This is a genomic window from Thioalkalivibrio sp. ALgr1 (genome assembly GCF_000378285.1).
GTDB lineage: Bacteria > Pseudomonadota > Gammaproteobacteria > Ectothiorhodospirales > Ectothiorhodospiraceae > Thioalkalivibrio.
The window spans coordinates 252,060-276,890 of sequence record NZ_KB905135.1; the positions used below are offsets into that span (position 1 = coordinate 252,060).

General features: G+C 66.6%; 19 protein-coding genes. 6 read left to right on the plus strand and 13 right to left on the minus strand.

The window, feature by feature from the left end; all coding sequences use genetic code 11:
• Positions 1 to 41 precede the first annotated feature (41 nt).
• The 11 genes from F466_RS0110645 to F466_RS0110695 all read right to left on the minus strand — a co-directional run bounded on the left by F466_RS0110645 (position 42) and on the right by F466_RS0110695 (position 16,846).
• Positions 42 to 3,530 (minus strand): EAL domain-containing protein, encoded by a 3,489-nt coding sequence (locus tag F466_RS0110645; RefSeq protein ID WP_018994086.1) that lies wholly within the window; start codon positions 3,528 to 3,530, stop codon positions 42 to 44.
• Between the two features lie 183 nt (positions 3,531 to 3,713).
• Positions 3,714 to 5,087 (minus strand): metalloprotease PmbA, encoded by a 1,374-nt coding sequence (gene pmbA, locus F466_RS0110650; protein ID WP_026296450.1) that lies wholly within the window; start codon positions 5,085 to 5,087, stop codon positions 3,714 to 3,716.
• 85 nt (positions 5,088 to 5,172) lie between these two features.
• Positions 5,173 to 5,436 (minus strand): hypothetical protein, encoded by a 264-nt coding sequence (locus tag F466_RS0110655; RefSeq protein WP_012983351.1) that lies wholly within the window; start codon positions 5,434 to 5,436, stop codon positions 5,173 to 5,175.
• A gap of 46 nt (positions 5,437 to 5,482) precedes the next feature.
• Positions 5,483 to 6,925 (minus strand): metalloprotease TldD, encoded by a 1,443-nt coding sequence (gene tldD / locus F466_RS0110660; protein ID WP_018994088.1) that lies wholly within the window; start codon positions 6,923 to 6,925, stop codon positions 5,483 to 5,485.
• Positions 6,926 to 7,034: 109 nt separating this feature from the next.
• Positions 7,035 to 7,865, minus strand: coding sequence for a carbon-nitrogen hydrolase family protein (locus tag F466_RS0110665; RefSeq protein WP_038082739.1), 831 nt, complete (start codon positions 7,863 to 7,865; stop codon positions 7,035 to 7,037).
• A gap of 11 nt (positions 7,866 to 7,876) precedes the next feature.
• The gene (locus tag F466_RS0110670) at positions 7,877 to 11,779 is read right to left on the minus strand and encodes a YhdP family protein (protein WP_018994090.1); all 3,903 of its coding nucleotides are present in this window, start codon (positions 11,777 to 11,779) and stop codon (positions 7,877 to 7,879) included.
• A gap of 153 nt (positions 11,780 to 11,932) precedes the next feature.
• A complete protein-coding gene (gene rng / locus F466_RS0110675; RefSeq protein ID WP_018138651.1) occupies positions 11,933 to 13,459 on the minus strand; it encodes a ribonuclease G in 1,527 nt (508 codons plus the stop codon).
• Positions 13,460 to 13,540: 81 nt separating this feature from the next.
• Positions 13,541 to 14,659 carry an AI-2E family transporter gene (locus F466_RS0110680; RefSeq protein WP_018175419.1) on the minus strand — a complete coding sequence of 373 codons (1,119 nt, stop codon included), beginning with the start codon at positions 14,657 to 14,659 and terminating at the stop codon, positions 13,541 to 13,543.
• Positions 14,656 to 15,132: a hypothetical protein gene (locus tag F466_RS0110685; protein ID WP_018138649.1), complete on the minus strand. Its 477-nt coding sequence runs from the start codon at positions 15,130 to 15,132 to the stop codon at positions 14,656 to 14,658. Before F466_RS0110685 ends, F466_RS0110680 begins: the two co-directional genes overlap by 4 nt.
• A 14-nt stretch (positions 15,133 to 15,146) precedes the next feature.
• The gene (locus tag F466_RS0110690) at positions 15,147 to 15,890 is read right to left on the minus strand and encodes a type 1 glutamine amidotransferase (RefSeq protein ID WP_018138648.1); all 744 of its coding nucleotides are present in this window, start codon (positions 15,888 to 15,890) and stop codon (positions 15,147 to 15,149) included.
• Positions 15,887 to 16,846: a LysR family transcriptional regulator gene (locus F466_RS0110695; protein ID WP_018138647.1), complete on the minus strand. Its 960-nt coding sequence runs from the start codon at positions 16,844 to 16,846 to the stop codon at positions 15,887 to 15,889. Before F466_RS0110695 ends, F466_RS0110690 begins: the two co-directional genes overlap by 4 nt.
• A gap of 182 nt (positions 16,847 to 17,028) precedes the next feature.
• Between F466_RS0110695 and F466_RS0110700 the strand changes: the two genes are divergently transcribed.
• The 3 genes from F466_RS0110700 to rpmG all read left to right on the plus strand — a co-directional run bounded on the left by F466_RS0110700 (position 17,029) and on the right by rpmG (position 19,257).
• Entirely contained in the window at positions 17,029 to 18,765 is a 1,737-nt protein-coding gene (locus F466_RS0110700) for a bifunctional diguanylate cyclase/phosphodiesterase (protein ID WP_018994091.1), read from the plus strand.
• 74 nt (positions 18,766 to 18,839) lie between these two features.
• Positions 18,840 to 19,076, plus strand: a complete 237-nt coding sequence (gene rpmB / locus F466_RS0110705) for a 50S ribosomal protein L28 (RefSeq protein ID WP_012983361.1) — start codon at positions 18,840 to 18,842, stop codon at positions 19,074 to 19,076.
• A gap of 10 nt (positions 19,077 to 19,086) precedes the next feature.
• Positions 19,087 to 19,257 (plus strand): 50S ribosomal protein L33, encoded by a 171-nt coding sequence (rpmG, locus tag F466_RS0110710; RefSeq protein WP_012983362.1) that lies wholly within the window; start codon positions 19,087 to 19,089, stop codon positions 19,255 to 19,257.
• Between the two features lie 116 nt (positions 19,258 to 19,373).
• On the opposite strand, the gene F466_RS0110715 is transcribed toward rpmG, so the two are convergent.
• Positions 19,374 to 19,583, minus strand: a complete 210-nt coding sequence (locus F466_RS0110715) for a hypothetical protein (RefSeq protein WP_018138645.1) — start codon at positions 19,581 to 19,583, stop codon at positions 19,374 to 19,376.
• A gap of 74 nt (positions 19,584 to 19,657) precedes the next feature.
• Between F466_RS0110715 and F466_RS0110720 the strand changes: the two genes are divergently transcribed.
• Genes F466_RS0110720 through mutM form a run of 3 tightly spaced genes read left to right on the plus strand, consistent with a single transcriptional unit; the run spans position 19,658 to position 22,628 of the window.
• Positions 19,658 to 20,872 (plus strand): EAL and HDOD domain-containing protein, encoded by a 1,215-nt coding sequence (locus F466_RS0110720; protein WP_018994092.1) that lies wholly within the window; start codon positions 19,658 to 19,660, stop codon positions 20,870 to 20,872.
• 3 nt (positions 20,873 to 20,875) lie between these two features.
• Positions 20,876 to 21,820 carry a hypothetical protein gene (locus F466_RS0110725; protein ID WP_018994093.1) on the plus strand — a complete coding sequence of 315 codons (945 nt, stop codon included), beginning with the start codon at positions 20,876 to 20,878 and terminating at the stop codon, positions 21,818 to 21,820.
• Positions 21,813 to 22,628, plus strand: coding sequence for a bifunctional DNA-formamidopyrimidine glycosylase/DNA-(apurinic or apyrimidinic site) lyase (gene mutM, locus F466_RS0110730; RefSeq protein WP_018994094.1), 816 nt, complete (start codon positions 21,813 to 21,815; stop codon positions 22,626 to 22,628). Before F466_RS0110725 ends, mutM begins: the two co-directional genes overlap by 8 nt.
• 28 nt (positions 22,629 to 22,656) lie before the next feature.
• On the opposite strand, the gene spoT is transcribed toward mutM, so the two are convergent.
• Positions 22,657 to 24,828, minus strand: a complete 2,172-nt coding sequence (gene spoT / locus F466_RS0110735) for a bifunctional GTP diphosphokinase/guanosine-3',5'-bis pyrophosphate 3'-pyrophosphohydrolase (protein ID WP_018138641.1) — start codon at positions 24,826 to 24,828, stop codon at positions 22,657 to 22,659.
• Between the last annotated feature and the right edge of the window lie 3 nt (positions 24,829 to 24,831).

Below are 24,831 nucleotides of genomic sequence, written 5' to 3' on the forward strand. Positions count from 1 at the left end.
ACCCGGGCACCGATGCGACTTGTACTTGGGTCAGTGCTTCTCTAACCCGCGTGGACCGAGTGCAGATACGCCGAGAGTTCGTCCAACAGACGATCGCGGGCCGCATGCAGTTCGTGCAGGCGCGCCAGAGCCCGGCTATCCTCACCGCGTTCACGCAGGGCGAACAGCTCGCCGGCCAGGTCATGGACCTCCTGGTGCCTCTGAAGCAGGGCCTCGGCCTCGTCCACCCGCCGCGAGCCCGCACGCTCGAGGCCGCGAACGAATCCGTCCCGATCCTCGGCCAATAACGGCGGCTGAGAAGTCTGCCCCTGCAGATAGGCCTCCGCACGCATGACCCAGGCCCGGTGGGCGACTGCGGCATACATCAGAGGCATGGCCTCGCGATGGATCCGAGCCAGGTCCGCCCAGTGGGCCGGTGGCTGCCACTCGTTCACCCACGCCGGGATCCGGTCCGCCGGCATGGGATGCGCAATGCCGTAGCCCTGGGCCAGATCGCAACCGATGCCCAGCAGCATGTCGCCATGGGCAATGGTCTCCACCCCCTCTGCGATCACCTCCCGGCCGAAGGCCCCGGCCAGGCTCAGGACCCCGTCCAGAATCGCCAGATCCTCGGGATCATCCAGAATATCGCCGATGAAGCTCTGATCGACCTTGACCATCCCCGCCGGCAGGCGCTTGAGATAGGTCAACGAGGCGTAGCCGGTGCCGAAGTCGTCCAGCGACACGCCCACCCCGAGGGCCCGGCAACCCTCCAGGCGGCGGGAGATCTCCACCATGTCGCCCAGCGCACTGGTCTCCAGGACCTCCAACTCCAGGCGCCCGGGCGCGAGATCCGGATGGTGCTGCAGCAGCCGCTCCAGGCGCTCGACGAAGTTCGGCTGGCGCAACTGGTAGGCCGCGATGTTGACACTGACCTGTGTGGACAGCCCGACGGTCTCCCAGGCCCGCAGCTGCTGCAGGGTCCGGTCGATCACCCACTCGCCGAGATCAACGGCCAGCGGATGGTCCTCGATCTCGGGCAGGAAATCCCCGGGCGACAGCAGGCCATACTCCGGGTGCTGCCAGCGGATCAGGGCCTCGAACCCGATGACCGTGCCGCTGCGCATATTCACCTTGGGCTGATAGAACAGGACGAATTCCTCGTTCCCCAGCGCGCGGCGGATGTCTTCGATGGTCTCGTGGTGGCTGCGCGCCGAGCGGTCGCGCTCGGCATCGAACACATGGAAGCGCCCTTTGCCCGACAGCTTCGCCTGATACATCGCCTGATCGGCCTGACGCAGAAGCTGGTCTGCATCCAGGTCCTGGTCCGCCTCCGGGTAGAAGGTCACCCCGAGGCTGGCGGAGACCTGCAACCGGTCGTCTTCCAGCAGCATGGGTTCCGCGGCCGCCTGCAGCAGCCGCTGCAGCAGGGCCTCGCAGCCGTGCAGATCGCCGACGTCAATCAGCACCGCGACGAACTCGTCCCCACCCAGGCGGGAGAGGGTGTCTTCCGAGCGCATGACCGCCTTCATGCGCGCAGCGACCTCCACCAGCATCCGGTCCCCGGCCGCATGCCCGAAGGTGTCGTTGATTCGTTTGAACCCGTCGAGGTCCAGATAGACGACCGCCAGGTGCTCGCCATGGCGCCGCGAGCGGGCCATGGCCTGCTGCAGGCGATCCGCCAGAAGCACCCTATTGGGCAGACCGGTCAGTGCATCGAAATGGGCGATCCGTTCCAGCTGCCGCTCGTGCTCCTTGAGGGTGGTGATATCAGTCGAGATCCCCAGCAGGCCAATGATCTGGCCCGGCTCGTTGTCGTCCCGGATCGGGGTCTTGATCTCCAGATACACTCGGCGGCCGCCATCCTCCTCGATGACCTCGATCTCCTCGGTGGTCTGGTCGCCGTCCAGCACACGGTGGTCGATCTTGCGCAACCGGCGCACCGTGTCCGGAGGGAAGAAACGGCTGTCGGTGCTGCCGGGCAGATCCTCCTCCGTCGCGCCGAACAGGCGCCGGCAGGGCTTGTTGGCAAACGTGTATCGGCCCTGCGGGTCCTTCATGTAAATGTAGGAGGAGACATAGTCCAGCGCATCACGGAAGCGCTGTGCCTCGGCATGGGCCGCGCGCAGGGCGAGCTCGTCGTTCTTGCGGTCGCTGATGTCGGTGCAGGTACCGATCATCCGCAACGGGCGCTCCTCCGCATCGCGACTGACGATCAGGCCGCGATCCTCGAGCCAGATCCAGTGACCATCCGCGTGCCGGACCCGGTACTCCTGGACGTAGCGTTCGCGCCGGCCCTCGAGATAGGCCCGCAGCGCGGCCTTCACCGACTCCTGTTCATCCGGATGGATGCGCCGTTCCCATTCCTCCAGGGAGGCCCCGAGTTCGGCCTCGACCACCCCCATGATTTCGCGCCAGCGGGGCGAGAAGTAGAGCGTGTCCCGCGCGATATCCCAGTCCCAGAGGCCACTGCGCGAACCCTCCAGGGCAAAGCGCCAGCGAAATTCGCTCTCGCGCAGCTGCTGCTCCTGCCCGCGGAGCTCGTCGGTCAGGCGCCGGGCGATCTCCTCGGCGCGCACCCGGGTGCCGGAGATCGACAGGATCAGCCCGAACAGCAGGCCGCTCAGCGCCAGCCCGGCCACCAGCGTGCCCCAGGCGCTGGTGTAGGCCACCGCCGCATCCGGGTCCTGGTGATCGAACTGCAGCCGCCAGATGCGGCCGTTGAACTCGATCTCGCGGGACTGGGCAAACCGGCTGGGGACCTCCGAGTCGATGCCGCTGTTGCTGAACAGCAGGCGGTCGTCATCCACCTGGGGCCCGTCATAGATGCGCAGCCCAACGCCCTCGCCCTCCATCAGTTCCCAGTCACCAAGGATGCCGGTCATCAGGTCCGTCATGCGGTACGGACTGTAGGCCCAGCCCTTCAGGGCCTCGGCCCGTTGCCCCGGCGTATCGATGGGCATATCCATGCGATAGATGGGCACGTACATCAGCGTACCGGCCTGCACGTCCTCCTCGGTCTCCTGCACCAGCTGCACACGCCCGGTCAGCGCCGCACGCCCGGTATCCCGGGCCTGGGTCATCGCCTCGCGGCGCACCGGCTCCGAGAACATGTCATAGCCGAAGGCCCGCTGATTGCGGGCGTCGAAAGGTTCGAGGTAGACGATCGAGGAGTAGGTCTCGCGCGGACCCGGCGGAAACACGGTGTAGTCCGGGAAGCCCTCGGCCCGAATCTCCTCGATGTGTGCGGCCAGCTCGTCGGGCCGCAACAGGCGTGAAAAACCGATCCCCTGCACGCGCTCGAGGGTGTCGGATACCCGGAGCTTGCGCACGTAGTCGCGCCACTCCTCGCGCGTGACCTCCTCGGAGGCGTCGTACAATCCTGCGGCCCCGCGCAGCACCAGGGCGTAGGCATCCAGTCGCTCCTCGATCCGGATCGTCACCTGATCGGCGGCGAACGCAAAGCGATCAGTCGCCTCGGCATCCAACACCTGCTTGACCTGAAGCGCCGCGAGCAGCGTCAGCACGCCGCCAAAAACCAGTACGATCACCGCGAACGAATAGCGTCCGGAAGCATGGGTACGCGGGTGAAAGAAGGGTATCAACGTCAACAAAACGCCCTGGCCGTGAACAGAGCCAAGTTAACCACGAAAGAAATTCCGGTAACACCGGTCCCGGGCCGAGCCCGGGTCGCGGCCAGGCGAAGCAGAAAACGACAGGGCGCGCCGCTGTCGTCAGTCGCCGGCGACGGTCATCGATTCGACCAGGATCGAGCCGGTGTGGATGTTGCCCCGGCGGTCGACGTCGGTCCCCACTGCGACGATGCGCTGGTAGATGTCCTTCAGGTTGCCGGCGATGGTGATCTCTTCCACCGGGTACTGGATCTCGCCATTCTCCACCCAGAAGCCGGCGGCCCCGCGCGAGTAGTCGCCGGTCACTGCGTTTACGCCCTGGCCGATCAGTTCGGTCACCAGAAAGCCCGTGCCCATCTCGGCCAGCAGGGCGGCAAAGTCCCGCTCGCCGGGCTTTACGGTCACGTTGCGCGCGCCGCCTGCGTTGCCGGTGCTCTCCAGCCCCAGGCGCCGGGCGGCATAGCTGTCCAGGGTATAGCTCTGCAGTACGCCATCGGCCACCAGGGGACGATTGCGCGTACGCACGCCCTCGCCGTCGAACGGGGCGCTGCCGAGCGCGCGCGGCGTCAGCGGGCGTTCCTCGATCTGCATCCAGTCGGGAAACACGGACTCCCCGACCGCATTCAGCAGAAACGAGCTGTGGCGGTACTGTGCGGGGCCGGAGATCGCGCGGGTAAAGCTGCCGATCAGCGTGCGCGCCATCTCCGGGGCAAACAGCACCGGGCAGCTGCGCGTGGAAAGCTTGCGCCCGCCCAGACGCCGCACGGTGCGCTCGGCGGCCTGACACCCGATGGCCTCGCAGGCGTCGAGATCCGCCGCGTGGCGGGCCACGGTGTAGGCATAGTCGCGCTGCATGCCGGCATCGTCGCGTGCCACCAGGGCACAGGACATCGAATGACGCGTGCTGCGATACCCGCCCATGAAGCCCTGCGAGTCGCCGAGAAAGGCGATCGCACGGCGGGTGCTGACGCTCGCGCCTTCGGAATTCTCGATCCGCGAATCGGCGGCAAAGCCCGCGGCCTCGATCGCACGCGCGAGTTCGGTCGCCTGCTCGGCATCGCAGTCCCAGGGGTGATCGAGGTCCAGGTCATCCCACTCCCCCGCCTTGAGCGCGGGATCGGGCATCCCGGCATAGGGGTCCGGCTCGGTGTAGCGCGCGATGCGGCAGGCCGCCTCGACCGTATCCAGCAGGGCCTGATCGCCGAAATCAGTGGTCGAGGCGGCCCCCTTCGACTGGCCGAAATAGGCAATCAGCGACAGGCTCTGGTCGCGTTCGTACTCCAGCGTCTCGATCTCGCCCTTGCGCACGGACAGCTCCAGCCCGACGCTGTGGCTGACCACCGCCTGCACATCCGAAGCCCCCTGCGCGCGGGCCACGTCCAGGGTCCGCTGGACGCGATCCTGCAAGGAGTCGGCGGAATGGGACAGGGCCTGGATCTCGAGATCCGGCGCCATGCGTTCGGGAGATGTGCTCATACAGACGTCCGTTTGCGTTCAGATCAACAGGATCGGCGGGCCGGGAGACCCCGGCCCGCCGTGGTGCGTAATGCCCGGCGGGGCTTCAGGAGGGGCGGCCCGTGTGCTTGTGTACGGCGCCAACGTTGCCCCAGCGTTCCAGGTCCTCGACGTGCACGCCGACCCAGTAGAGCTTGCCGACGCTGTCACGGGTCCAGCCACCAACCAGTTCCTGGCCTTCGCCCAGCTCGACGTGATCGGCGAAATGCTCGGCACGTTCGCGGTCGCGGAAGACATGCCACTGCACGATCTTGTCGTGGCCGTGTCCCTCGGGCAGGGAATGTTCCTGATCCAGAAAATCCAGCTTCATCTAAGCCTCCTTGTCGCTGCTCGTCCGCGGGCACCCCGGGCCGACGTCAGGCCGCCTGGGTGCCCCCCACGGTCATGCCGTCGATACGCAGGGTGGGCTGCCCCACCCCCACCGGCACGCCTTGTCCTTCCTTGCCACAGGTCCCCACACCGGGGTCCAGGCGCATGTCGTTGCCCACCATCGAGACGCGGGTCAGCACGTCCGGGCCGTTGCCGATCAGGGTCGCGCCCTTGACCGGGTAGGTCACCCTGCCCTTCTCGACGCGATAGGCCTCGGAGGCTGAGAAGACAAACTTGCCGGAGGTGATGTCCACCTGCCCGCCGCCGAAGTTGACGGCATACAGGCCGTCCTCCACCGAGGCGAGGATCTCCTCCGGGTCGGCCTCGCCCGCCAGCATGTAGGTATTGGTCATGCGCGGCATCGGCAGATGGGCGTAGGACTCGCGCCGGCCGTTGCCGGTCGACTGGACGCCCGTCAACCGGGCATTCATCTCGTCCTGCATGTAGCCACGCAGAATGCCGTCCTCGATCAGTACGGTCTGCTGCGTCGCAGTGCCCTCGTCGTCCACGTTCAGCGAGCCACGACGCCCTTCCAGCGTGCCGTCGTCGACGATGGTGATGCCCTTTGCGGCCACCCGCTCGCCGATACGCCCGGAGAAGGCCGAGGTCCCCTTGCGGTTGAAATCGCCCTCCAGGCCGTGGCCAATCGCCTCGTGCAGCAGCACACCGGGCCAGCCGGGGCCCAGCACGACCTTCATCGTGCCGGCCGGCGCGTCACGCGCCTCCAGATTCACCAGGGCCTGGCGCACCGCCTCGCGGGCATAGCCGGCCGCGCGATCATTCTCGAGGAAGTAGCGATAACCGAAGCGGCCGCCGCCCCCGGAGCTACCGGATTCGCGGCGATCCCCCTGCTGGGCGATCACCTGAACGCTCAGGCGGACCAGCGGGCGTACATCGGTGGTCAGCTCGCCACGCGCATTCAGTACCAGGACCACCTCGTGCACCCCGGACAGGGAACACATCACCTGGGTCACGCGCGGGTCGGCGGCGCGCGCCGCGGCGTCCACTTCCTTGAGCAGGTCGATCTTGGACTGCTCGTCCAGCGAGTCCATCGGATTCTCCGGGGCGTACAGCGCCGGACGCGTAGGCATACGGCTCGCGACCGCGACCCGCCCGCTCTGGCCCGCATCGGCGATGCTGCGCGCGGTCCGGGCCGCATCCAGCAGTGCCGGCATCGCGATATCGTCGGAGTAGGCAAAGCCGGTCTGCTCGCCACGCACCACGCGAATGCCCACGCCACGCTCGATATTGAAGCTGGCCGACTTGACGATGCCGTCCTCCAGCGACCAGCCCTCCTGGCAGGCAAACTGGAAGTAGCAGTCGCCCCCGTCCACGCCGCGGCCAAAGGTCGTGCCGAGCAGGGTGGTCAGCTCATGGTCGCCCAGACCGGCCGGGTCGAGCAGGGTTTGTTGGGCAAGGCTGTCGATCATGGAATCCTCGTAATTCAGGAAGGCGTCGTATTCCAGTATGGAGCTTGGGGCCCGCGCCGGGCTTTCAAGCCCGCGCGCCACGCGGTTATGCCCGGCCCGGACGGTCGAGCTAGACCGTCCCCGGACACACCAGGCGTCGGTGCTCGATGGTGGGGAAGACCGTGCGGATGCGTTCGACCTGGGCATGATCCAGGTCCGCCAGCAGCACGCCGGGGTTGCGCTGCAACTGGTCGACCACCCGGCCCCAGGGGTCGATCAGGGCGCTGTGTCCGTAGGTCTCGCGACCGTTCACGTGAAATCCGCCCTGAGCCGACGAGAGCATGTAGTACTGGTTCTCGATCGCGCGTGCGCGCAGCAGGACGTCCCAGTGAGCCTGGCCCGTCTGCGCGGTGAACGCCGCCGGCAGCGCGACCCAGTCGGCCCCCTGGTCCAACAGGGCCCGAAACAGCTCCGGGAAGCGCAGGTCATAGCAGATCGCGAGCCCCATGCGCCCCACAGGGGTATCCACGACCACCACCTTGTCGCCCCGTTCGAATACCTTCGATTCCGTGTAGGCCTCGCTGCTGTCTGGTAACTGCACGTCGAACAGGTGGATCTTGTCGTAACGTGCGACCTGCTGGCCCTGGTCGTCGAACACCAGGCAGGCGGAGCGCACGCGCCCCCCGTCCTCGGTCTGTAGCGGCACGGTGCCACCGACAATCCACAACCCCAGGCGACGGGCCTGCTCGGCGAGGAAGGCCTGCAGCGGCCCCGCCCCGTCGGCGACCTCGGCGATGCCCAGGATGTCCGACTCCTGCATCCCCATGAACGCGAAGTTCTCGGGCAGCACCGCCAGACGGGCCCCCTTGTCCGCGGCCTCCTGCAGCAGGCGCTTGGCCTCCAGCAGGTTTGCCTGGGGCTGAGGCCCGGAGGCCATCTGTATTGCCGCTACCTGTGTCATCGGTACATCCGCTAGTCGTCGTTGTCAGTGGCGGGCTGAACCAGGGTCTGCACCTCCGGGTCGTCCCACGGACCGGTGACGCGATATTCCACGCGAGCGGCCTCTTCGATTTGATCCCCAATCCCCAGCACTCGTTCCGCCAACAGTACCACCACCCCGGTTACCGGACCGCCGACCAGGGCCCCGACGATCGGCAGTGCGGTACGCAGACTCGGCACCACCACGATGTGGTGATCGTAATCGCGCGCGACCAGGCCGGTGCGACCGCTCAGTCGTACGCGCGCGGATGGGCCCCGCATCTCCAGATCGGGGACGTGCAGATTGCCATCTTGCAGCGTCGCGGTCGCCTCCAGCCGATCGAACGAAAGTCCTTCCGTGAACACGTCACGGAAATCGAGCCGCAGACGTCGCGGCAACACATCCAGACTCACCAGCCCCAGCAGGCGCCCTGCCCCCGGCTCGACATCCGCCAGGCGGCCATCTTCGAGTTCCAGCTCCATCGTCCCGGCCAGTAACGCCAGGCGCGGTGCATACAGCGGACCAGGCCAGGACAGGTCCAGTCGACCCTCCCCCTCGCCCCCCACCAGTGCGCGGGAGAGCCGTGCCGATGACAGGGCCCCTCCCCAGTCATCACCAGACAGCCGGACATCCAGACGGCTGTCGGGCCGTCCGTCGGCGAGGACATGCCAATGGCCAGTCCCTTGCGCCCGCAAATCGCCGTCCGGGCCGCGGGCGCGCAGGCTCTCCACCCGCAGACCCTGGTCCACGGGCTCCAGTGCCAGGTGGACATCGGCCAGGCGGTACTCGCCGACTTGCAGCCGGTCCAGGATCAGATCCACCCCCGGCCACTCCCGCGGGTCCTCCAGCCCCCCTCCCTCGACAGCCCGAACGGTCGTATCGCTGTCCGGCTCGCCATCAAATTCCACGTCCTCGAGGATCAAATGACGCAGGCGCGCCTGCCAGCGGTCACGGCCATCGCCGGACGCACGCCAGGAGGCGCTTCCCGCCAGCCAGGCAGACTGGGCCTCCAGGTCCCAGCCCTCGTCACGACGCTGCCCCTGCAGGCGCGTACCCGGGATCTCCAGCTCGCCCCAGCGGATACGATCGCGCACGTCCAGCTCGATCCGCTGCAGGCTGAGGCCGCCGCTGCCATCTGCGGCTTCCACATCCCCCAGATCCACATCCCGCGCCCAGGGCGCCTCGGCCAGCGCCTCCAGCCAGGGCTGGACCTCCAGCTCCGGCAACCGTGCCCGCACCGAGAGGCCCTCGCCCGGAAGCGAGAGCAGGGTTGCGGCCGGGATGCCTATCTCCAGCGCCATGGCCTGCACGTCCGTTCCGGCCGCAGCGGTCTGTGGATCCACCCCGCGCGCAGCCGGGTCGTCCGGTGCCTGACTTGGGCTCAGGCGCAGGTGGGCCCGCAAGGTCTCGCCCAGCCGCACATGCCCGATGCCCGCCCGGCTGTGACCGAACGGGAGCGTTACCTCCAGTGGGCGCCGCTCATCGGGTTCCTTGCCAATCGGGCTGGGCCAGTCGATCCCGACGCCGACCAGATCCGAGCTCAGGTCGAGACGCACGCCATCGATGGCATCCCCCAGCCGCAGGGTCGCATCCCAGGTCGCGCGCCCCTCCAGATACGGCTGCAGGGCGGGTATGTCCTCCAGCCACGGTTCCAGCGGCTGGGGGCCATGGGCGCGAATCGTGGCCTCTTCGCCGTTCAGCGGCCAGTCGGCACTGACATTGATCCACTCTCCATGGACTCGTGCCTGCACATCATCGGCCCATACCCGGTCGTGGGTATCAAAATGCACCGCACCCTCCACGGCCTCGAAGCCGGTCGGCCAGCCGGCGACCTCGGCCCGCGTGTGCAGCAGGTCCAGCTGTCCCTGCACACGGACATCCTGCAGGCGGTCCTCGTCGAGCGGCAGGGTAATGCCCAGGGCCAGACGCGTGGACCCCTCGATCATGGCCGCATCGCGAATCTCGGCGGCGTCCTCCAGCAACCCGGCCTGACGCAGGTACAGCAGCAGGTCCTGTGCGGTGCCGTCGCCCGTCCCTTCGATTTCCAGGACCGGGGTGTCCATCATGTCGTCGATCCACACCTCGGTGCCGTGGACCGCCGTATCGAGGATGCGTCCCGAGACATCGGTCGCGCGGAAACTCGCGTTGTGGAACAGCAGGCGCCCGCGCAAGTCCTCCGCCACCGGCCAGCCGGGCTCGTAATCGAGCCGGCCTTCCTCGATATCCGCCCACAGGTCGAACACACCCGACTGATCCGTAAACGGGAAGTCGCGGCCACGGCCGCGATAGACCATACCGCCCCCGTCGGAGACCCCCGTCTGGATGCTCTCCGCCAGCCACTGGTAGGTATTGGATGGCAACAGGTGGATGGGCAGATAACGCTGGGTGTAGTCGCCGTCGGCGCGCAGGATATCCAGCGCCAGGTCCACGCGCGGGCCCGACTCGTGTCCGTCGAACAACAGCCGCATGCGTCCGCGCGCCGCCGCGTGCTCGTTCGCGACATCGAGCCCCTCCCCGGCGATGCGCCAATCACCCGCCTCGCTGCGCTCGGCCCGCAGCCGCCCGCGCACCGTCTCGACCCACAGGGGGTCATCAAACAGGGTCGGCATCTCGAAGCGCACATTGCGGCTGTCGAGGTCGAGCTCCAACCCGCCCTCGCGCCAGGAGACCTCCCCGTCGAACCCCTGCACGCCCGGCCCGTAATCGCCCGCATGCCATTGCAGATCGCGCAGTTGCGCCAGCGCCTCCACCGGCTCCAGGCGTTCCCCGTCATGCTGTGCCCGCACCCAGGCATCGCCAAGCCGTCCGCGCGGGCGCACCTCGCGCAGGGGGTCGGCCAGCTCGGGCGCGCGCTGCTCTACCAGGAACAACAGGGGGGCATAGGGTTCCACCTCCAGGTCCCGCGCCGCGAGTTCCAGCGCCTCGACGATCAGGGCCTCGGGTTCCCCCCCGAGCGTATAGCGCAGGCGCAGATCGCCCGACCCCGGGCGCGTGGCGGTCCAGTTGGATTCATGGGCGGCGCCGCGCACCCGCCAGTCGAAGCGATGACCAAAGGCACCCCCCGGCTCGCCCCCGGCTCCGTCCAGCTGGGTGTCGTGCTCGCCGCGCAGCGCGACCACACGGCCATCGTCGATCTCGCCCCAAAGGCGCAGAGCGGTCGTGCCGGGAGGCGGCTCCCAGCCCAGGCGCACCAGCCAGGGAGACCAGGCGCCCAGTGCCACCGGCTGGGTATCGAGGAAGAAACGTGCATCGCGGGCGGTCGCATCCGGCACCTCCACTCCCAGGATGAAGTCACCGTCGGCCGCCCCCTGCATGGCGCCATCGAGAAAGACTCGCAGCCGGCCCCGGGCATCCGTCCGCACGGCCAGGCGCCGCACGTCCAGGACCGACTCCAGCGCCGCCCCGCGGTCCTCCCAGGTGACGCGCACCTCGCTCGCCTCGAGATCCGGCCAGCGCTCCACCGGGATCTCCAGCAAGGCGCCGTCGCCCAGCCCCACCTCGTAGCCGTGTACGTGAATCGCGCCATCGGCCTCGCGGACCACCCGGACCTCGGTGCCGGCCACTTCGATCTGCATCGACGGAAAACGGCTTCGCAGCGTCGCACCGGCGCTGAGTGACAGGCGCAGACGTTCGAGATGCAGCGGTTCCTCGCCGGACAGGTCGACACGCACGCCCCGGGCAACCAGCGCCGGCGACCAGCCGGACCAGCCCAGATCGATCTCGTCCGTGCGAACGGGGTAGCCCAGCTGTGCGCTGGCCGTGGTCTCCACCCACTCGTCCAGCCCGTCCCAGTGGGCCACCGTCAGGCGCAGAGACAGCAAGGCAAGCGCAGCCAGCGCAATCAGCAGCAGGAGGACGCCAACAGCGACACGAACGGAGTGTGACAGGGCTCTCATTTCAGCCCCGACCGGCCGCCACACCGCCGGCCCGGTGTGCCGGGACCCCTGCGCTGTCTGGGCCCGTGCATCGCTGTCACGCCGTCCGTTTCCTCCTCCGTTCCTGGCTGGGGGCTCGTTTACCCAGCGTTTCCCTGGCTAGAACAAAACCACCTAGATGAAAACCACGTCGAACTGCTCCTGGGTATATAGCGTCTCCACCTGGAAACGGATCGGGATACCGACAAAGCTCTGCAGCTCCGCCAGGCTCGCCGATTCCTCGTCCAGAAGCAGGTCGATCACGTTCTGCGAGGCGAGCACGCGCAGTTCGCGCGCGTCGTACTGACGTACCTCGCGCAGGATCTCGCGAAACAGCTCGTAGCAAACGGTCTCGGCCGACTTCAGATAGCCGCGCCCCGCACAGGTTGGACACGGTTCGCAGAGCTGGTGTTCCAGGCTCTCGCGCGTTCGCTTGCGCGTCATCTCCACCAGCCCCAGTGGCGAGACATCGCAGATCTGCGTCTTCACGTGATCGCGTTCGAGCGCCTTCTCCAGCGCGCGGATCACCTGGCGCTTGTGCTCGTCGTCCTGCATGTCGATGAAATCGATGATGATGATCCCGCCGAGATTGCGCAGGCGCAGCTGGCGCCCGATCGCCTGGGCCGCCTCGAGGTTGGTCTTGAAGATCGTCTCTTCCAGCTTGCGATGCCCGACGAAACCGCCGGTATTGATATCCACCGTGGTCATCGCCTCGGTCTGGTCGAAGATCAGGTAGCCCCCGGACTTCAGCTCGACCTTGCGCTCCAGCGCCCGCTGAATCTCCTCCTCGACATTGAACAGATCGAAGATCGGGCGCTCGCCAGGGTAATGCTCGATCCGCCCGACCAGTTCCGGGAGGTACTGTGCGACGAACTCGCACACCTTCTGGTAGGTCTCGCGTGAATCGATACGGATGCGCTCGATCTCGACCCCGACCATGTCGCGCAGGATGCGCAGCACCAGCGGCAGGTCGGCGTAGACCTCCTCCCCCGCACTGGCCTCGGCGGCGGCGAGCTGAATGCTGTCCCAGACCTTCTTCAGGAAGGCCGTGTCGTTTTCCAGCGCCTCGTCGTCCACCAGCTCCGCCGCGGTGCGCACGATAAAGCCATGCTGCGGGGCGATCTCGTCGCGCAGCGCCTCCACCTTCTCGCGCAGACGACTGCGCGAGCCCTCGTCCTCGATACGCGTGGATACGCCGACATTGCTCTGATTCGGCATCAGCACCAGATGGCGGGACGGCACGGTGATGTAGGTCGTCAGCCGGGCGCCCTTGGTGCCCAGCGGGTCCTTGATCACCTGCACCAGCACATCCTGGCCTTCGCGCAGCAACTCGCGGATGGTCTCGGCACGGCCGGAACCATTGCCGCCGCCGTTTCCGGCGCCATTGCCCGCCCCATTGCCCACTCCTGGGCCATTAAGCTCTTCACGCTCCACCGGGGCCACGTCGGAGGCATGCAGAAAGGCCGTACGATCCAGGCCGATGTCCACGAAGGCCGCGTCCATGCCCGGGAGCACGCGCACGACACGACCCTTGTAGATGTTGCCGACGATCCCGCGCCGACGGGCCCGCTCCAGGTGCAGTTCGGTCAGAACGCCGTTGTCGACCAGGGCCACGCGGCTTTCCTGGGGGGTGACGTTCATCAGGATTTCGGTACCGGTCATGCTGGGTTTTTCTTCTTGTTGTTGTGAATGTGCAAGCCACGCCGGCCTCCCGCGCAGACGCGGAACGCCGGCCCGACGGGGCTACTTGGAGTCGGCTTCGGCGGGTTCGCCCGTGGCAGACTGCTGCTCCGCCTCGCGCCTGGCCTCGAGCTTGTCGGTGCGCGGCCAGGACTTGATTACCGCGTGCACAAGGGTCGCCAGCGGGATCGCGAAGAACACGCCCCACAGCCCCCAGATGCCACCGAACACGAACACCGCCGCGATAATCGCGACCGGGTGCAGATTGACCACCTCGGAGAACAGCAGTGGCACGAGCACATTGCCGTCCAGGAACTGGATCACCCCGTAGGCGATCAGCAGCCACGCAAACTCGCTGGACAGCCCGAACTGGAAGTAGGCCACCGCGGCCACCGGGATCGTCACCACTGCCGCCCCGATATACGGGATGATCACCGAGATACCGACCATGAACGACAGCAGCACGGCGTATTCCAGCCCGAACCAGTTGAAGGTCAAAAAGCTCACTGCCCAGACGATCAGGATCTCGATGAACTTGCCGCGCACGTAGCTGGCGATCTTCACGTTGACCTCGCGCCACACCTCGCTGGCCAGGTGCGAGTCGCGCGGCATGAAGCTGCGTACCCAGTCGAGGATCAAGTCGCGGTCCTTCAGCATGAAAAAGACCATCAGCGGCACCACGATCAGGTAGATCACAACATCCACCAGATGCCGGGCGCTGGCCAGCGAGAACGAGACGACGCGCTGTCCCAGCATGGTGGCCTCGGCCTGGATGGCGCCCATCAGATCGCGCACCTGCTCGTCCGTAATCAGTTGCGGATATCGCTCGGGCAGCTGCAGGAGCAGCGCCTGCCCCTCGCGGATCATGCCCGGCAGTTCGCGCACCAGTTGCGTCACCTGGGCCGACATCAGCGGCACGACACTAAAGAGGGCAGCCACCGTCAGCGCCAGGAAAACGATCAGCACGATCGTGACCGCCAGCAGGCGTGGAACATGCAGGCGTATCAGCTTTTGCACCGCCCCCTCCAGCAGGTAGGCGATAATCAGCGAAGCGAGCAGCGGCGCGAGAATGCGCCCGGCGAAGACGATAATCAGGAACCCCGCCAGCAGCAGGAACGCCAGGATCACTACCTGAGGGTCGGTGAAGTGCCGCCGATACCACTCGCGCAGGACGTCGATCATCGCGACTCGTCCCCGTCAGCCGAACCACCGTTCGCCTGAGTATCCTCGCCCTGGCGCATCGGGTCCTCGGCCAGTACCTTTTCGTAGTGGGTCTGGAACACAACCTCCAGCTCGTCGATCACCTCCACCGCCGAACGCCCCTGCATCACATGCTGGGCCATCAGCGCCGAAGTCTCGTTGAGCAGCTTGGAGCGATCCAGCATGTGATAGGTCGCCGACAGCCGGCGCATCGCCTTGACCACCGACTCCTGCTCCGGGCGCGGGATCGGCTCCGGCTCGGGCACCGGTTCCGGTGCCGGGGCCGGCGACTCCTGTTCAAGGAATCGCGCGAATTTCAGCAGGCTGGCCTGATCCTCGGGCGACAGGCGTGACGCGATCTCGGCCAGCTCGCGCGCCGGGTCGTCCTTTTTCTTCTTGCCACGGGCCAGGGCGGAGGCGACATCGCCCCCGCCCAGCCCGCCGGGACTGCCCATCGGAGGGAGCATGCCTACTCGTTCTCGATCTTCAGGCTGAACACGGGCATCTTGCGCCGCTCCTGCATCAGGCCGAGCTCCTTCACCAGGGCAACGATCACGTCCTCGGTGACCTTCTGCATGTCACCCCATTCCATGCGCGCCTCGCCCAGCAACTCGCCCATGTTCGGCGGCGGGTTGTGCTTGGCCTCCATGATGATGTCTTCCAGCATGCCCGGCTTCATTTCCGGCCGGAACAGCAGGCCGTAGGTCAGCTTGTCCGGCCGGACCGCCAGCCAGTCACCATCGTCGTCCACCAGGACCGGCTCCAGCCCCTCCGGCAGATCCACGCGGCCGTTGACCAGCTGCAGAACGCGACGCCCGTCCAGGGCCTCGGCCAGGTCGTCGCCCTCGCCGGCCGCGGTCTTGTGCGCAGTCACGAAACGGGCCCGGTACATCGGGTCCTCATGCGCGGTGCCACCAGCCTGTTCGGCTACCAGCAGCCCGCCCATGCCCAGCCCCACGACCGGGCGCTGCGAACGGCGGAAGATATCAATCAGCGCCAGCTCGTCGGGGACCTGCGGGTTTTCTTCATGGTCCGCGGTCGGCCAGGCACCACCGAGCAGCCACAGGCCGTCAAACTGGGCCGCCGACCCGGGGAGGTCCTGGCCGACAAAAGGCCGGTAATAGGAAAAGCCGATATCGCGCTTTTCGAGCTGCGATTCGATCAGGCCGAGAAACTCGGAATAGCTATGCTGCACTACGCAGTAATTCTTCATGTCGCGTCTTCTATTCGATTGGATTCTGTGTTCGCGGGGTCACCCTCGGCAGCGCCGGGCCCCAGGCCCGTGCAGTAGCCGCGCAGGAACTGCATCAGCACCTCCAGCGTCGGCACGCGGAACTGCTGGCGCGCATGCACCAGCGAGATCGGGCGTTCCAGCGGCGGGTCCAGCGGGATCGCCGCCAGCTCGCCCAGTGTCAGTTCCTTGGCGACCACGGCCTCGGACAGTACCGACACGCCCATGCCCGCCGCCACGGCGCCCTTGATGGCCTCCGGGCTGCCGAGTTCCATACACCCGCGCAGGGTATTGCGGTCGTAACCGGACCGCCCAAGGTACTCCATGATGACCTCGCGGGTCCCGGAACCCTCCTCGCGGCATATGAATGGCTGCTCGACGAACTCCGCGACCCGCACACTCTTGCGGCTGGCCAGTTCGTGCTCCGGCGGCACAATCAGGCGCAACTGGTCCACCGTGCAGGGCTGTACCAGCAGGGTGCGATGGCTCACCGGCGCCTCGACGATCCCCAGGTCAACACTGCCCTCTTCAACCATCGCGACGACATTCTCGGTGTTGCCGACACGCAGCCGGATACCGATATCCGGGTGTGCCCGACGGAAGGCGCCGAGCAGGGCCGGCAGCATGTACTCGGCCACCGTCATGCTCGCGCCGATCACGATCGCCCCGCCGTCAGCACCCTTCAGCTCGCGCAGCGCGGCCTCCAGCTCGCCGTAGGTATCGAAGATGCGCTCGGCATAGCGCTGCACCAGACGCCCGGCCTCGGTCAGGGTCACCCGATTGTGGTTACGGTCGAACAGCCGCGTCTCCAGCTGCTCCTCCAACTGGCGCACCTGGAAGGTGACTGCCGGCTGGGTCATATGCAGGACCTCGGCCGCCCTGGTAAAGGACAGGAGGCGCGCCACCGTAAGAAAGACCTGCAAGCGTCTATCGGCCATGCACCACTCCGCAACCCGTACGATTCGGCATGCTACCAAGCCACTCGCAAGGGGGACAGCCAGACGCACACCCATGAGCGACTGGCACCCACCAGTGACCGGGGAATGAACTCACCAGTCTCACGGGAATCAATTTTTAAAGAGGGACAGGCTGACAAAACTCATTCCAGCAAGGAACGCGCATGGAGCAGCTTTCGGAGTTTGACCGACCCTGGCGTCCCGAATCCTGGCTCGGGGTAACCGGCGCCTGGCGCCTGACCGGCGTGGGCCTGGTCCTGATCCTGATGGCCGGCATCACACTGCTGGTCTATCAGACTGGCGGCACCAGCACGGCCTATCTCAACTTCATCCTGATCCCGGTACTGCTGGGCGCCGCCCTGATGGGCCTGTGGGGCGGACTGGCCTTCGGCCTGCTCGCCGGGCTTCTGCTGGGGCCTCTCATGCCCCTGAACGTGGACGAAGGTATTGCACAGCCGACCCTCAACTGGGCAACGCGGGCAGGGATCTATCTGGTGCTGGGCGGGTTCAGCGGCTGGCTGTTCTCCCAGCTGCGCCAGCACGCAGCGCGGCTGTTCGATCAGGCCTACCACAACCCCGTGACCGGCCTGCCCAATCGCGAGTCACTGGAACAGCATATCCGCCATTTGATGGCCCAGGCGGAGGGCTCGGAGCAGCCCGCGACCCGGGTATTCGTGATCAGCCTGCAAATGGACAATTATGCGGACACGATCAGCGCCCTGGGCTTCGCCGCGGAGAGACCCCTGCTGATGGGGATTGCCGAACGACTTCAGGCCGTCGCCGGGAGTCCGGACACGCTCGTCTACCATATCCACGACGACCACTTCGCCCTGCTGCTGCCCCACCGCAGCCGCCAGGAGTGCCTGGCCACCACACAGGAGGCCGTGGAAGAGTTGCAGGCGCCGTTCGAGGTGCTCGGGCTGCCGGTTTACGTCGGGGCCCACGCCGGGGTGTCCTCTTTTCCGTTCCACGAACAGGACGACCCGCAAAGCCTGCTGACCAAGGCCTGGATGGCGATGCACGAGGCCAGTCAGTCGGGCCGGCGCTACCGCACCTACGACCGACGCAGCAACGACGCCGGCCGCCAGACCGTGGAGCTTCTGGGCGAGCTGCAAAGCGCCCTGGAGGACGACCAGTTCCAGCTGTACTACCAGCCCAAGGTCACCCTGCGGCGTGACGAATTGTGCGGCTTCGAGGCCCTGTTACGCTGGCAGCACCCGCACCGAGGACAGGTACCGCCGGACCGGTTCATTGCACAAGCCGAACGCACCGGGCTCATCCACGCCCTGACGCTCAAGGTGCTGGACCTGGCGATCGCCGACCTCCTCGTGCTGCGCGAGCAAGGCATCCAGGCCCCGGTCAGTATCAATGTCTCGGCGCGCAACTTCCTCGATCCCGACTTTGCACAAACCATTATCGAGCGCATAGAAGCCGCCGGTCTCCCGCCCTGCGCGCTGGAAATCGAGTTCACCGAGACGGCCCTGATGGCCGATCCTGATCAAGTCATCGAGGCCCTGCGGCGTCTGACAGAGCGCGGGCTCGCACTCTCCATCGACGACTTCGGCACCGGATATTCCTCTCTTGCCTACCTGAGGCGACTCCCGGTGACGACCCTCAAGGTCGATCAAACCTTCGTCTCCCACATGGCCACTCAGAGGGTGGACGAGCAGATCACCCGCGCGGCCGTGGGCCTCGCACACGACCTTGGCCTGAAGGTGATTGCCGAAGGCGCGGAAGACAGCCAGACCCTCGCCATGCTGCGCGAACTGGGCTGCGACGCCGTCCAGGGCTTCGGGGTCGCCCGCCCCATGCCCTTCGGCGAGGCACTGCAATGGGCACGCCATCAGACGGTCGAGCCCTCGTTGCGGCGCGAGTGCGCACTGGAGCAGGACGATCCGTGATGATCTTGCGCCCGGCCGCCGACTGGGCTAAGATCCGCCGTCTTTTGCTAGACCCAATTTCCGGAGTCCCCGAGATGGCCCGAGTATGTCAGGTGACCGGCAAGCGCCCGGCGACTGGTAACAACGTATCCCACGCCCACCGCAAGACGCGGCGGCGTTTCCTGCCCAATCTGCACACCCACCGCTTCTGGGTGGAGAGCGAGAACCGCTTCGTGCGGCTGCGCGTGAGCAGCAAGGGCATGCGGATCATCGACAAGCTGGGCATCGATGCGGTGCTCGCGGACTGCCGCGCACGCGGCGAAAAGGTGTAAGGAGCTACCCATGGCAGCGAAGAGCGCACGCGACAAGATCCGCCTGGTGTCCTCCGCCGGCACCGGTCACTTCTACACCACGTCGAAGAACAAGCGGAACATGCCCGAAAAGATGGAGATCAAGAAGTTCGATCCCGTCATCCGCAAGCACGTGATGTACAAGGAAGCCAAGATCAAGTAATCCCTGCCCGGCGCGAGAGCGCCTGATGGCAGAGCTATAAGCCCGGCTTGGCCGGGCTTTTTTATTTCCTGTGGCCTCGAGTGGGCGCACCATCACGGGCACCACTCATTCGGAGCCTATCCTTCCCCGGCCGCTCCCTGCTGTGCCGCCGTCTCTGCCCAGCGCATCATCATGCGCCCCCACTGATGGGCGGTTGCCGGATCCAGTTCGATCTTGGTGTAACGGCCGCCATCGCGGATAATAACCCTCAGGAGAGGGACTCCCGAGTCGTGCAGGATCTGCCGCAACTCCACGACCTCACCAAACGGCGCATCAATCGACTCCATGATGTGTTCGCTCTCTCCCGGGCCGGCCGCGCGCAGATCGGGCCGCCTCGTTCATCAACTGGCAAAGCGCAAGCATGCACCCTATTTTTGTCGGCCGGCAACCCATCTTCGATGCGCACGAGCACCTGGTCGGCTTCGAACTCCTGTTTCGCGCCGGCCACCGTAGCGAAGCGGCGGTGACCAATGGCGACGAGGCCACCTCGGACCTGCTGCGAAGCGCGTTCGTGGATATCGGCCTGACCCATCTGGTCGGTCCGCATCTGGCCTTCGTCAACCTGACGCGGTCCTTTCTCGACGACGACATCATTACCAGCCTGCCGCCCGAACAGGTGGTCCTGGAGATCCTCGAGGACATCGAGATCGATTCCGAGGTCGTCGCCGCGGTACAAAGGCTGAAGCAACGCGGTTTTCGCATCGCGCTGGATGACTACCAGTTTCAGGTCCACCACTCGCCGCTGGTGGCACTGGCAGACATCGTCAAGCTCGATGTGCTGGTTTTGTCCACCGAGGCACTGGCGCGCGAGGTCGAGACGCTGCGCGCATTCGGCGTAGAGCTGCTGGCAGAGAAGGTCGAAACCGCCGAGTGCTACCACCACTGCCAGCAACTGGGTTTTCGCTACTTCCAGGGCTACCACCTGTCACACCCGCACGTGATCGAAGGCCAGCGCCTGGAGAGCCTGGAAGTCGCGCTGTTGAAGCTGCTGAAGACACTGCAGGACCGCGATCCCGAACCGTCGGAACTGGAACGTCTCATTGGCGCTGAACCCGATCTAGCCGCCCAGATCCTGCGCATCGCCAACAGCCCCGCGTACCGCGCGGAACAGCCCACGGTCGATCTGGCTTCGGCGATCGAGCGTCTGGGACAGGGGCGAATCCGCCGCATCGGGATGCTGCTGGTGCTCAACAATGCGGCCGGACCCTCGGCCGCGGTCGAACAGGTCATGATCCGCGCCCGCATGGGGATGCTGCTCGCCCGGGCGTGCAACCTGACAGCCCCGGAGTGCGAGTGCCACTTCTCGCTGGGGATGCTCTCGGGACTGGACCGCGTACTGGGCATCCCGCTGCGTCGCATCCTGAACGAACTGCATCTGGTGCCAGAGACGGAACAGGCGCTGATCGAACACAAAGGCCCGCTCGCCCCCTGGCTGGAGACCATCGAGGCGTTCGAGGGACCGGCAAACCCGCCCCCCGCCGGCGAATCCCCGGTGGCGCCACAGGTTGCCAGCCGGCTCTACCTGGAATCGGTACGCTGGACCGAGGACATACTCGACGCGCTGTCCAGGACCTGACTGATGGCACCCCACCTGTACAACCGACTCGTCTCGCCCGGGACGACGCTCCAGGACGGCCTCCACGTGCGACTGGATGCCCCCGTGGGGATCCAGGCCGGGGCCGGCCGGATCGAGGTCGCCCCCGGCCTCGAGGCCCTGGCCCCGGATCTCTATATCGAGAGCTGGTGTGGAAACGGCCCAGCACGTTCCACGAACGCCACGCCCCTGCATCTGCTGGAGTTCGATGATGTTCTGTTCGCCGCCTGGCAGGGCCCGGACCGACCTTTGCGCGAACAAACCGAGCAGGCCTACCGTCAGCTCCTGAACGCCTGCAGGGAACGCGGCTTCGAGCACCCGGCACGCATCTGGAACTATTTTTCCGACATCCACGGTGACGAACAGGGCCAGGAACGCTACCAGGCCTTCTGTATCGGGCGCGCCGAGGCGCTGGGGGCGCTCGAAGTCCCGCTGGGCAGCATGCCTGCAGCCACCGCAATCGGCACCCGGCAACCGGGCCTGTTCGTCTACCTGCTTGCCACCCGTGCCCCGGCCCGTGCGATCGAAAATCCGCGCCAGGTCAGCGCCTACCACTACCCCGAACGCTACAGCCCGAGAAGCCCGGCCTTCGCGCGCGCCACGCTGCTGCTGACCGCGACCGGGCCCATGCTGATGGTCTCCGGCACGGCCAGTATCGTCGGTCACGAAAGCCGCCACCCGGACGATGTGGTGGCCCAGGCGCGCGAGACGGTAACCAACCTCCAGGCCCTGCACGACACGGCAGGGCGCGAACTCCCCGGCCCCGCGTGGTTGCGGGTCTACCTGCGGCGTCCCAAAGATCGCAACGCCGTTGCAGGGGTGATCGCCGACCACTACAAGGCAATGAAGCCGGGCCCCGTCATCCAATGGGCCCGGGGCGACATCTGCCGGCCAGAACTCCTGCTGGAAATCGAGGGCGTTCATGCCTGAGCTCCCCGAGGTCGAGACCACCCGGCGGGGCCTGTCACCTCTTCTTGAAGGCCAGACCATCGAACGGCTCGAGATACGCAATGGACGCCTGCGCTGGCCGGTGCCGGAGGAGCTGCCCGGGCGTCTGGCCGGGGCCCGCATCACGACATTGGCGCGACGAGCCAAATACCTGCTGCTGGACACCGACCGTGGCGGGGCACTATTGCATCTCGGTATGTCCGGCTCGCTGCGCCACTGCACGCCCGACGTCCCGCTGCGCACGCACGATCACCTGATCCTGCATCTGACGAATGGCTCGCAGGTGCGCTTTCACGATCCTCGCCGCTTCGGGTGCTGTCTGCCGCTGCCGGAGACCGGTGAGGTGCACCCTTTGCTGGCCGCCCTGGGGCCGGAACCACTCGATGCCACATTCAACGGCGACTACCTGTTCCACCGCAGCCGCGGGCGCCGGGGCCCGGTCAAGGCCTTCATCATGGATCAGGATATCGTGGTCGGGGTGGGCAACATCTATGCGACCGAGGCGCTCTTCCTGGCCGGGATCCGTCCGGGGCGGGCCGCCGGGCGCGTAACCCGGGCGGAATACGAACGACTGGCCGGATTCATCCGCACCGTGCTGGGCGCGGCGATCGAACAGGGCGGCACAACCCTGCGCGACTTCCTGCGCGAGGACGGGACACACGGGTATTTTCGCCAGTCACTGCGGGTCTACGGGCGCGCCGGAGAGCCGTGCCTGGAGTGTGCGACACCGCTACGCAACCGGCGCATCGGGCAGCGCGCCTCGGCCTACTGCCCGACCTGCCAACGGTAGCGAGCCGCGCACGCCCGGGAAACACTAACTAGCCGCGCTGACGCGCGATCCGCAGCACATCCGGAAGACGCCGCAGGCCGCGCATGATCTGGGCCAGGTGCTGACGATCACTGACGGTCAACAGGAAGGTCATCGCGGTGGAGTGGCCATCCTGCTCGTTGAACGAGATGTGCTCGATATTCGAGCCGTGATCGGCGATCACGGCCGCCATGTCGGCCAACGCACCGCGCCGGTTGGCGGTGCGGGTGCGCACCGCCGCGGTGAATTGCAGTTCCGGCTCGTGCGACCACTCGAGAGCGATCGTCTTGTCCGCCCGGTCGCGGCTCTCGTGCAGCACGTTGCGGCAGCTCTCCCGGTGCACGACCAGCCCACGCCCCGCGCTCAACTGGCCGATAATCGGGTCACCCGGGATCGGGTGGCAGCAGCGGGCGTAGTTCAGCACCAGACCCTCGGTACCCTTGACCGCCAGGGTAGTCTGAGTCGTGTTGTCGGCGTCCGCGCTCTCCTTGCCCACCATCTGGCGCGCGACCAGCGAGGCCATGCGGTTGCCCAGCCCGATATCCACCAGCAGGCTGTCCAGGTCCTGTAGCTGCATCGCGTCGAGCAGCTGATCCAGGCGGGCCGGCGAGATCTGCTTGAGCGAGGCATCCAGCGCGCTCAGGGCCTTCTCCAGCAGGCGCTCACCCAGGGCACGGGCCTCGTCCGACTGCATCGACTTCAGGCAATGCCGGATACCAGAGCGGGCCTTTCCGGTGACGACGAAGGACAGCCAGGCAGGGTTGGGGCGCGCGCCAGGCGCGGTGACAATCTCGACCGTCTGTCCACTCTGAAGGCGTACCGAAAGCGGCGCCAGCTGGCGATCGATCTTCGCGGCCACGCAGCGGTTGCCGACATCGGAATGCACCGCATATGCGAAGTCGATCGGGGTCGCATCGCGCGGTAGAACCAAGATGTCGCCCCCGGGGGTGAAGGTGTAGACCTCGTCCGGGAACAGATCGACCTTCACGTTCTCCAGGAACTCAATGGAGTTGCCGACGCTGTTCTGGATCTCCAGCACATCCTTAAGCCACTCGCGGGCCCGGCTCTGCGCGGTTCGCGCGGACTCGCCCCCGGCCTTGTACTGCCAGTGCGCGGCGATCCCGCTCTCGGCCACGCGATCCATCTCGGTGGAGCGGATCTGCACCTCGATCGGGATGGCCTGCGGCCCGAACAGGATGGTATGCAGCGACTGGTAGCCGTTCGACTTGGGGATCGCGATGTAGTCCTTGAAGCGCCCCGGCACCGGCTTGTAGAGGTTGTGCACCACGCCCAGCGAGCGATAGCAGGTGTCGACATCGTCGACGATGATGCGGATGGCGAAAACGTCGAACACCTCCTCGAACGAGTGGTGCTTGTCGCGCATCTTGCGATAGATGCTGTACAGGCTCTTTTCGCGCCCGGAGATGCGCCCGACGATCCCCGCCGCCTCCATGCGCGAGCAGATGGCCTGCTCGATGTTCTTCATTGGCTCGCGCCGGTTGCCCCCGGCCCGCTGCACGGCGCGCTCCAGCACGGCGGCGCGCCAGGGATGCTTGGCGGAAAAGCCGAGCTGCTCCAGCTCGCGGCGGATCGCGTTCATCCCCAGGCGCTGGGCGATCGGCGCATAGATCTCCAGGGTTTCCTTGGCGATGCGGCGGCGCTTGTCCGGGCGCATCACGCCCAGGGTGCGCATATTGTGCAGGCGGTCGGCCAGCTTGATCAGGATCACCCGGATGTCGCGGGTGATCGCCAGCATCATCTTGCGGAAGTTCTCCGCCTGCGCCTCGGCCTTGGACTGGAACTGCAGGTGGGTCAGCTTGGAGACGCCGTCCACCAGCTCGGCCACCTCCTCGCCGAATTCGGCGTGGATACGGTCCTTGCTGGTGGCGGTGTCCTCCATGACGTCATGGAGGATCGCGGCGCAGATGGCCTTGTGGTCCATCCGCATCTCGGCCATGGTCCGGGCCACGGCCAGCGGGTGGTAGATATACGGCTCGCCGGTCTTGCGGGTCTGGCCTTCGTGGGCCTCCGCGCCCAGCAGATAGGCGCGATAGACCTCCTCGACTTCGTCCGGCTCGAGATAGGACTCGAGCTCGGAACACAGATCGCTGATCAGGAATCGGGTCGAGTCACCGGGAACCGGCGATGCGGCCCCGGGCGCGGCTGGCTGCCCAGCGGCCATGAG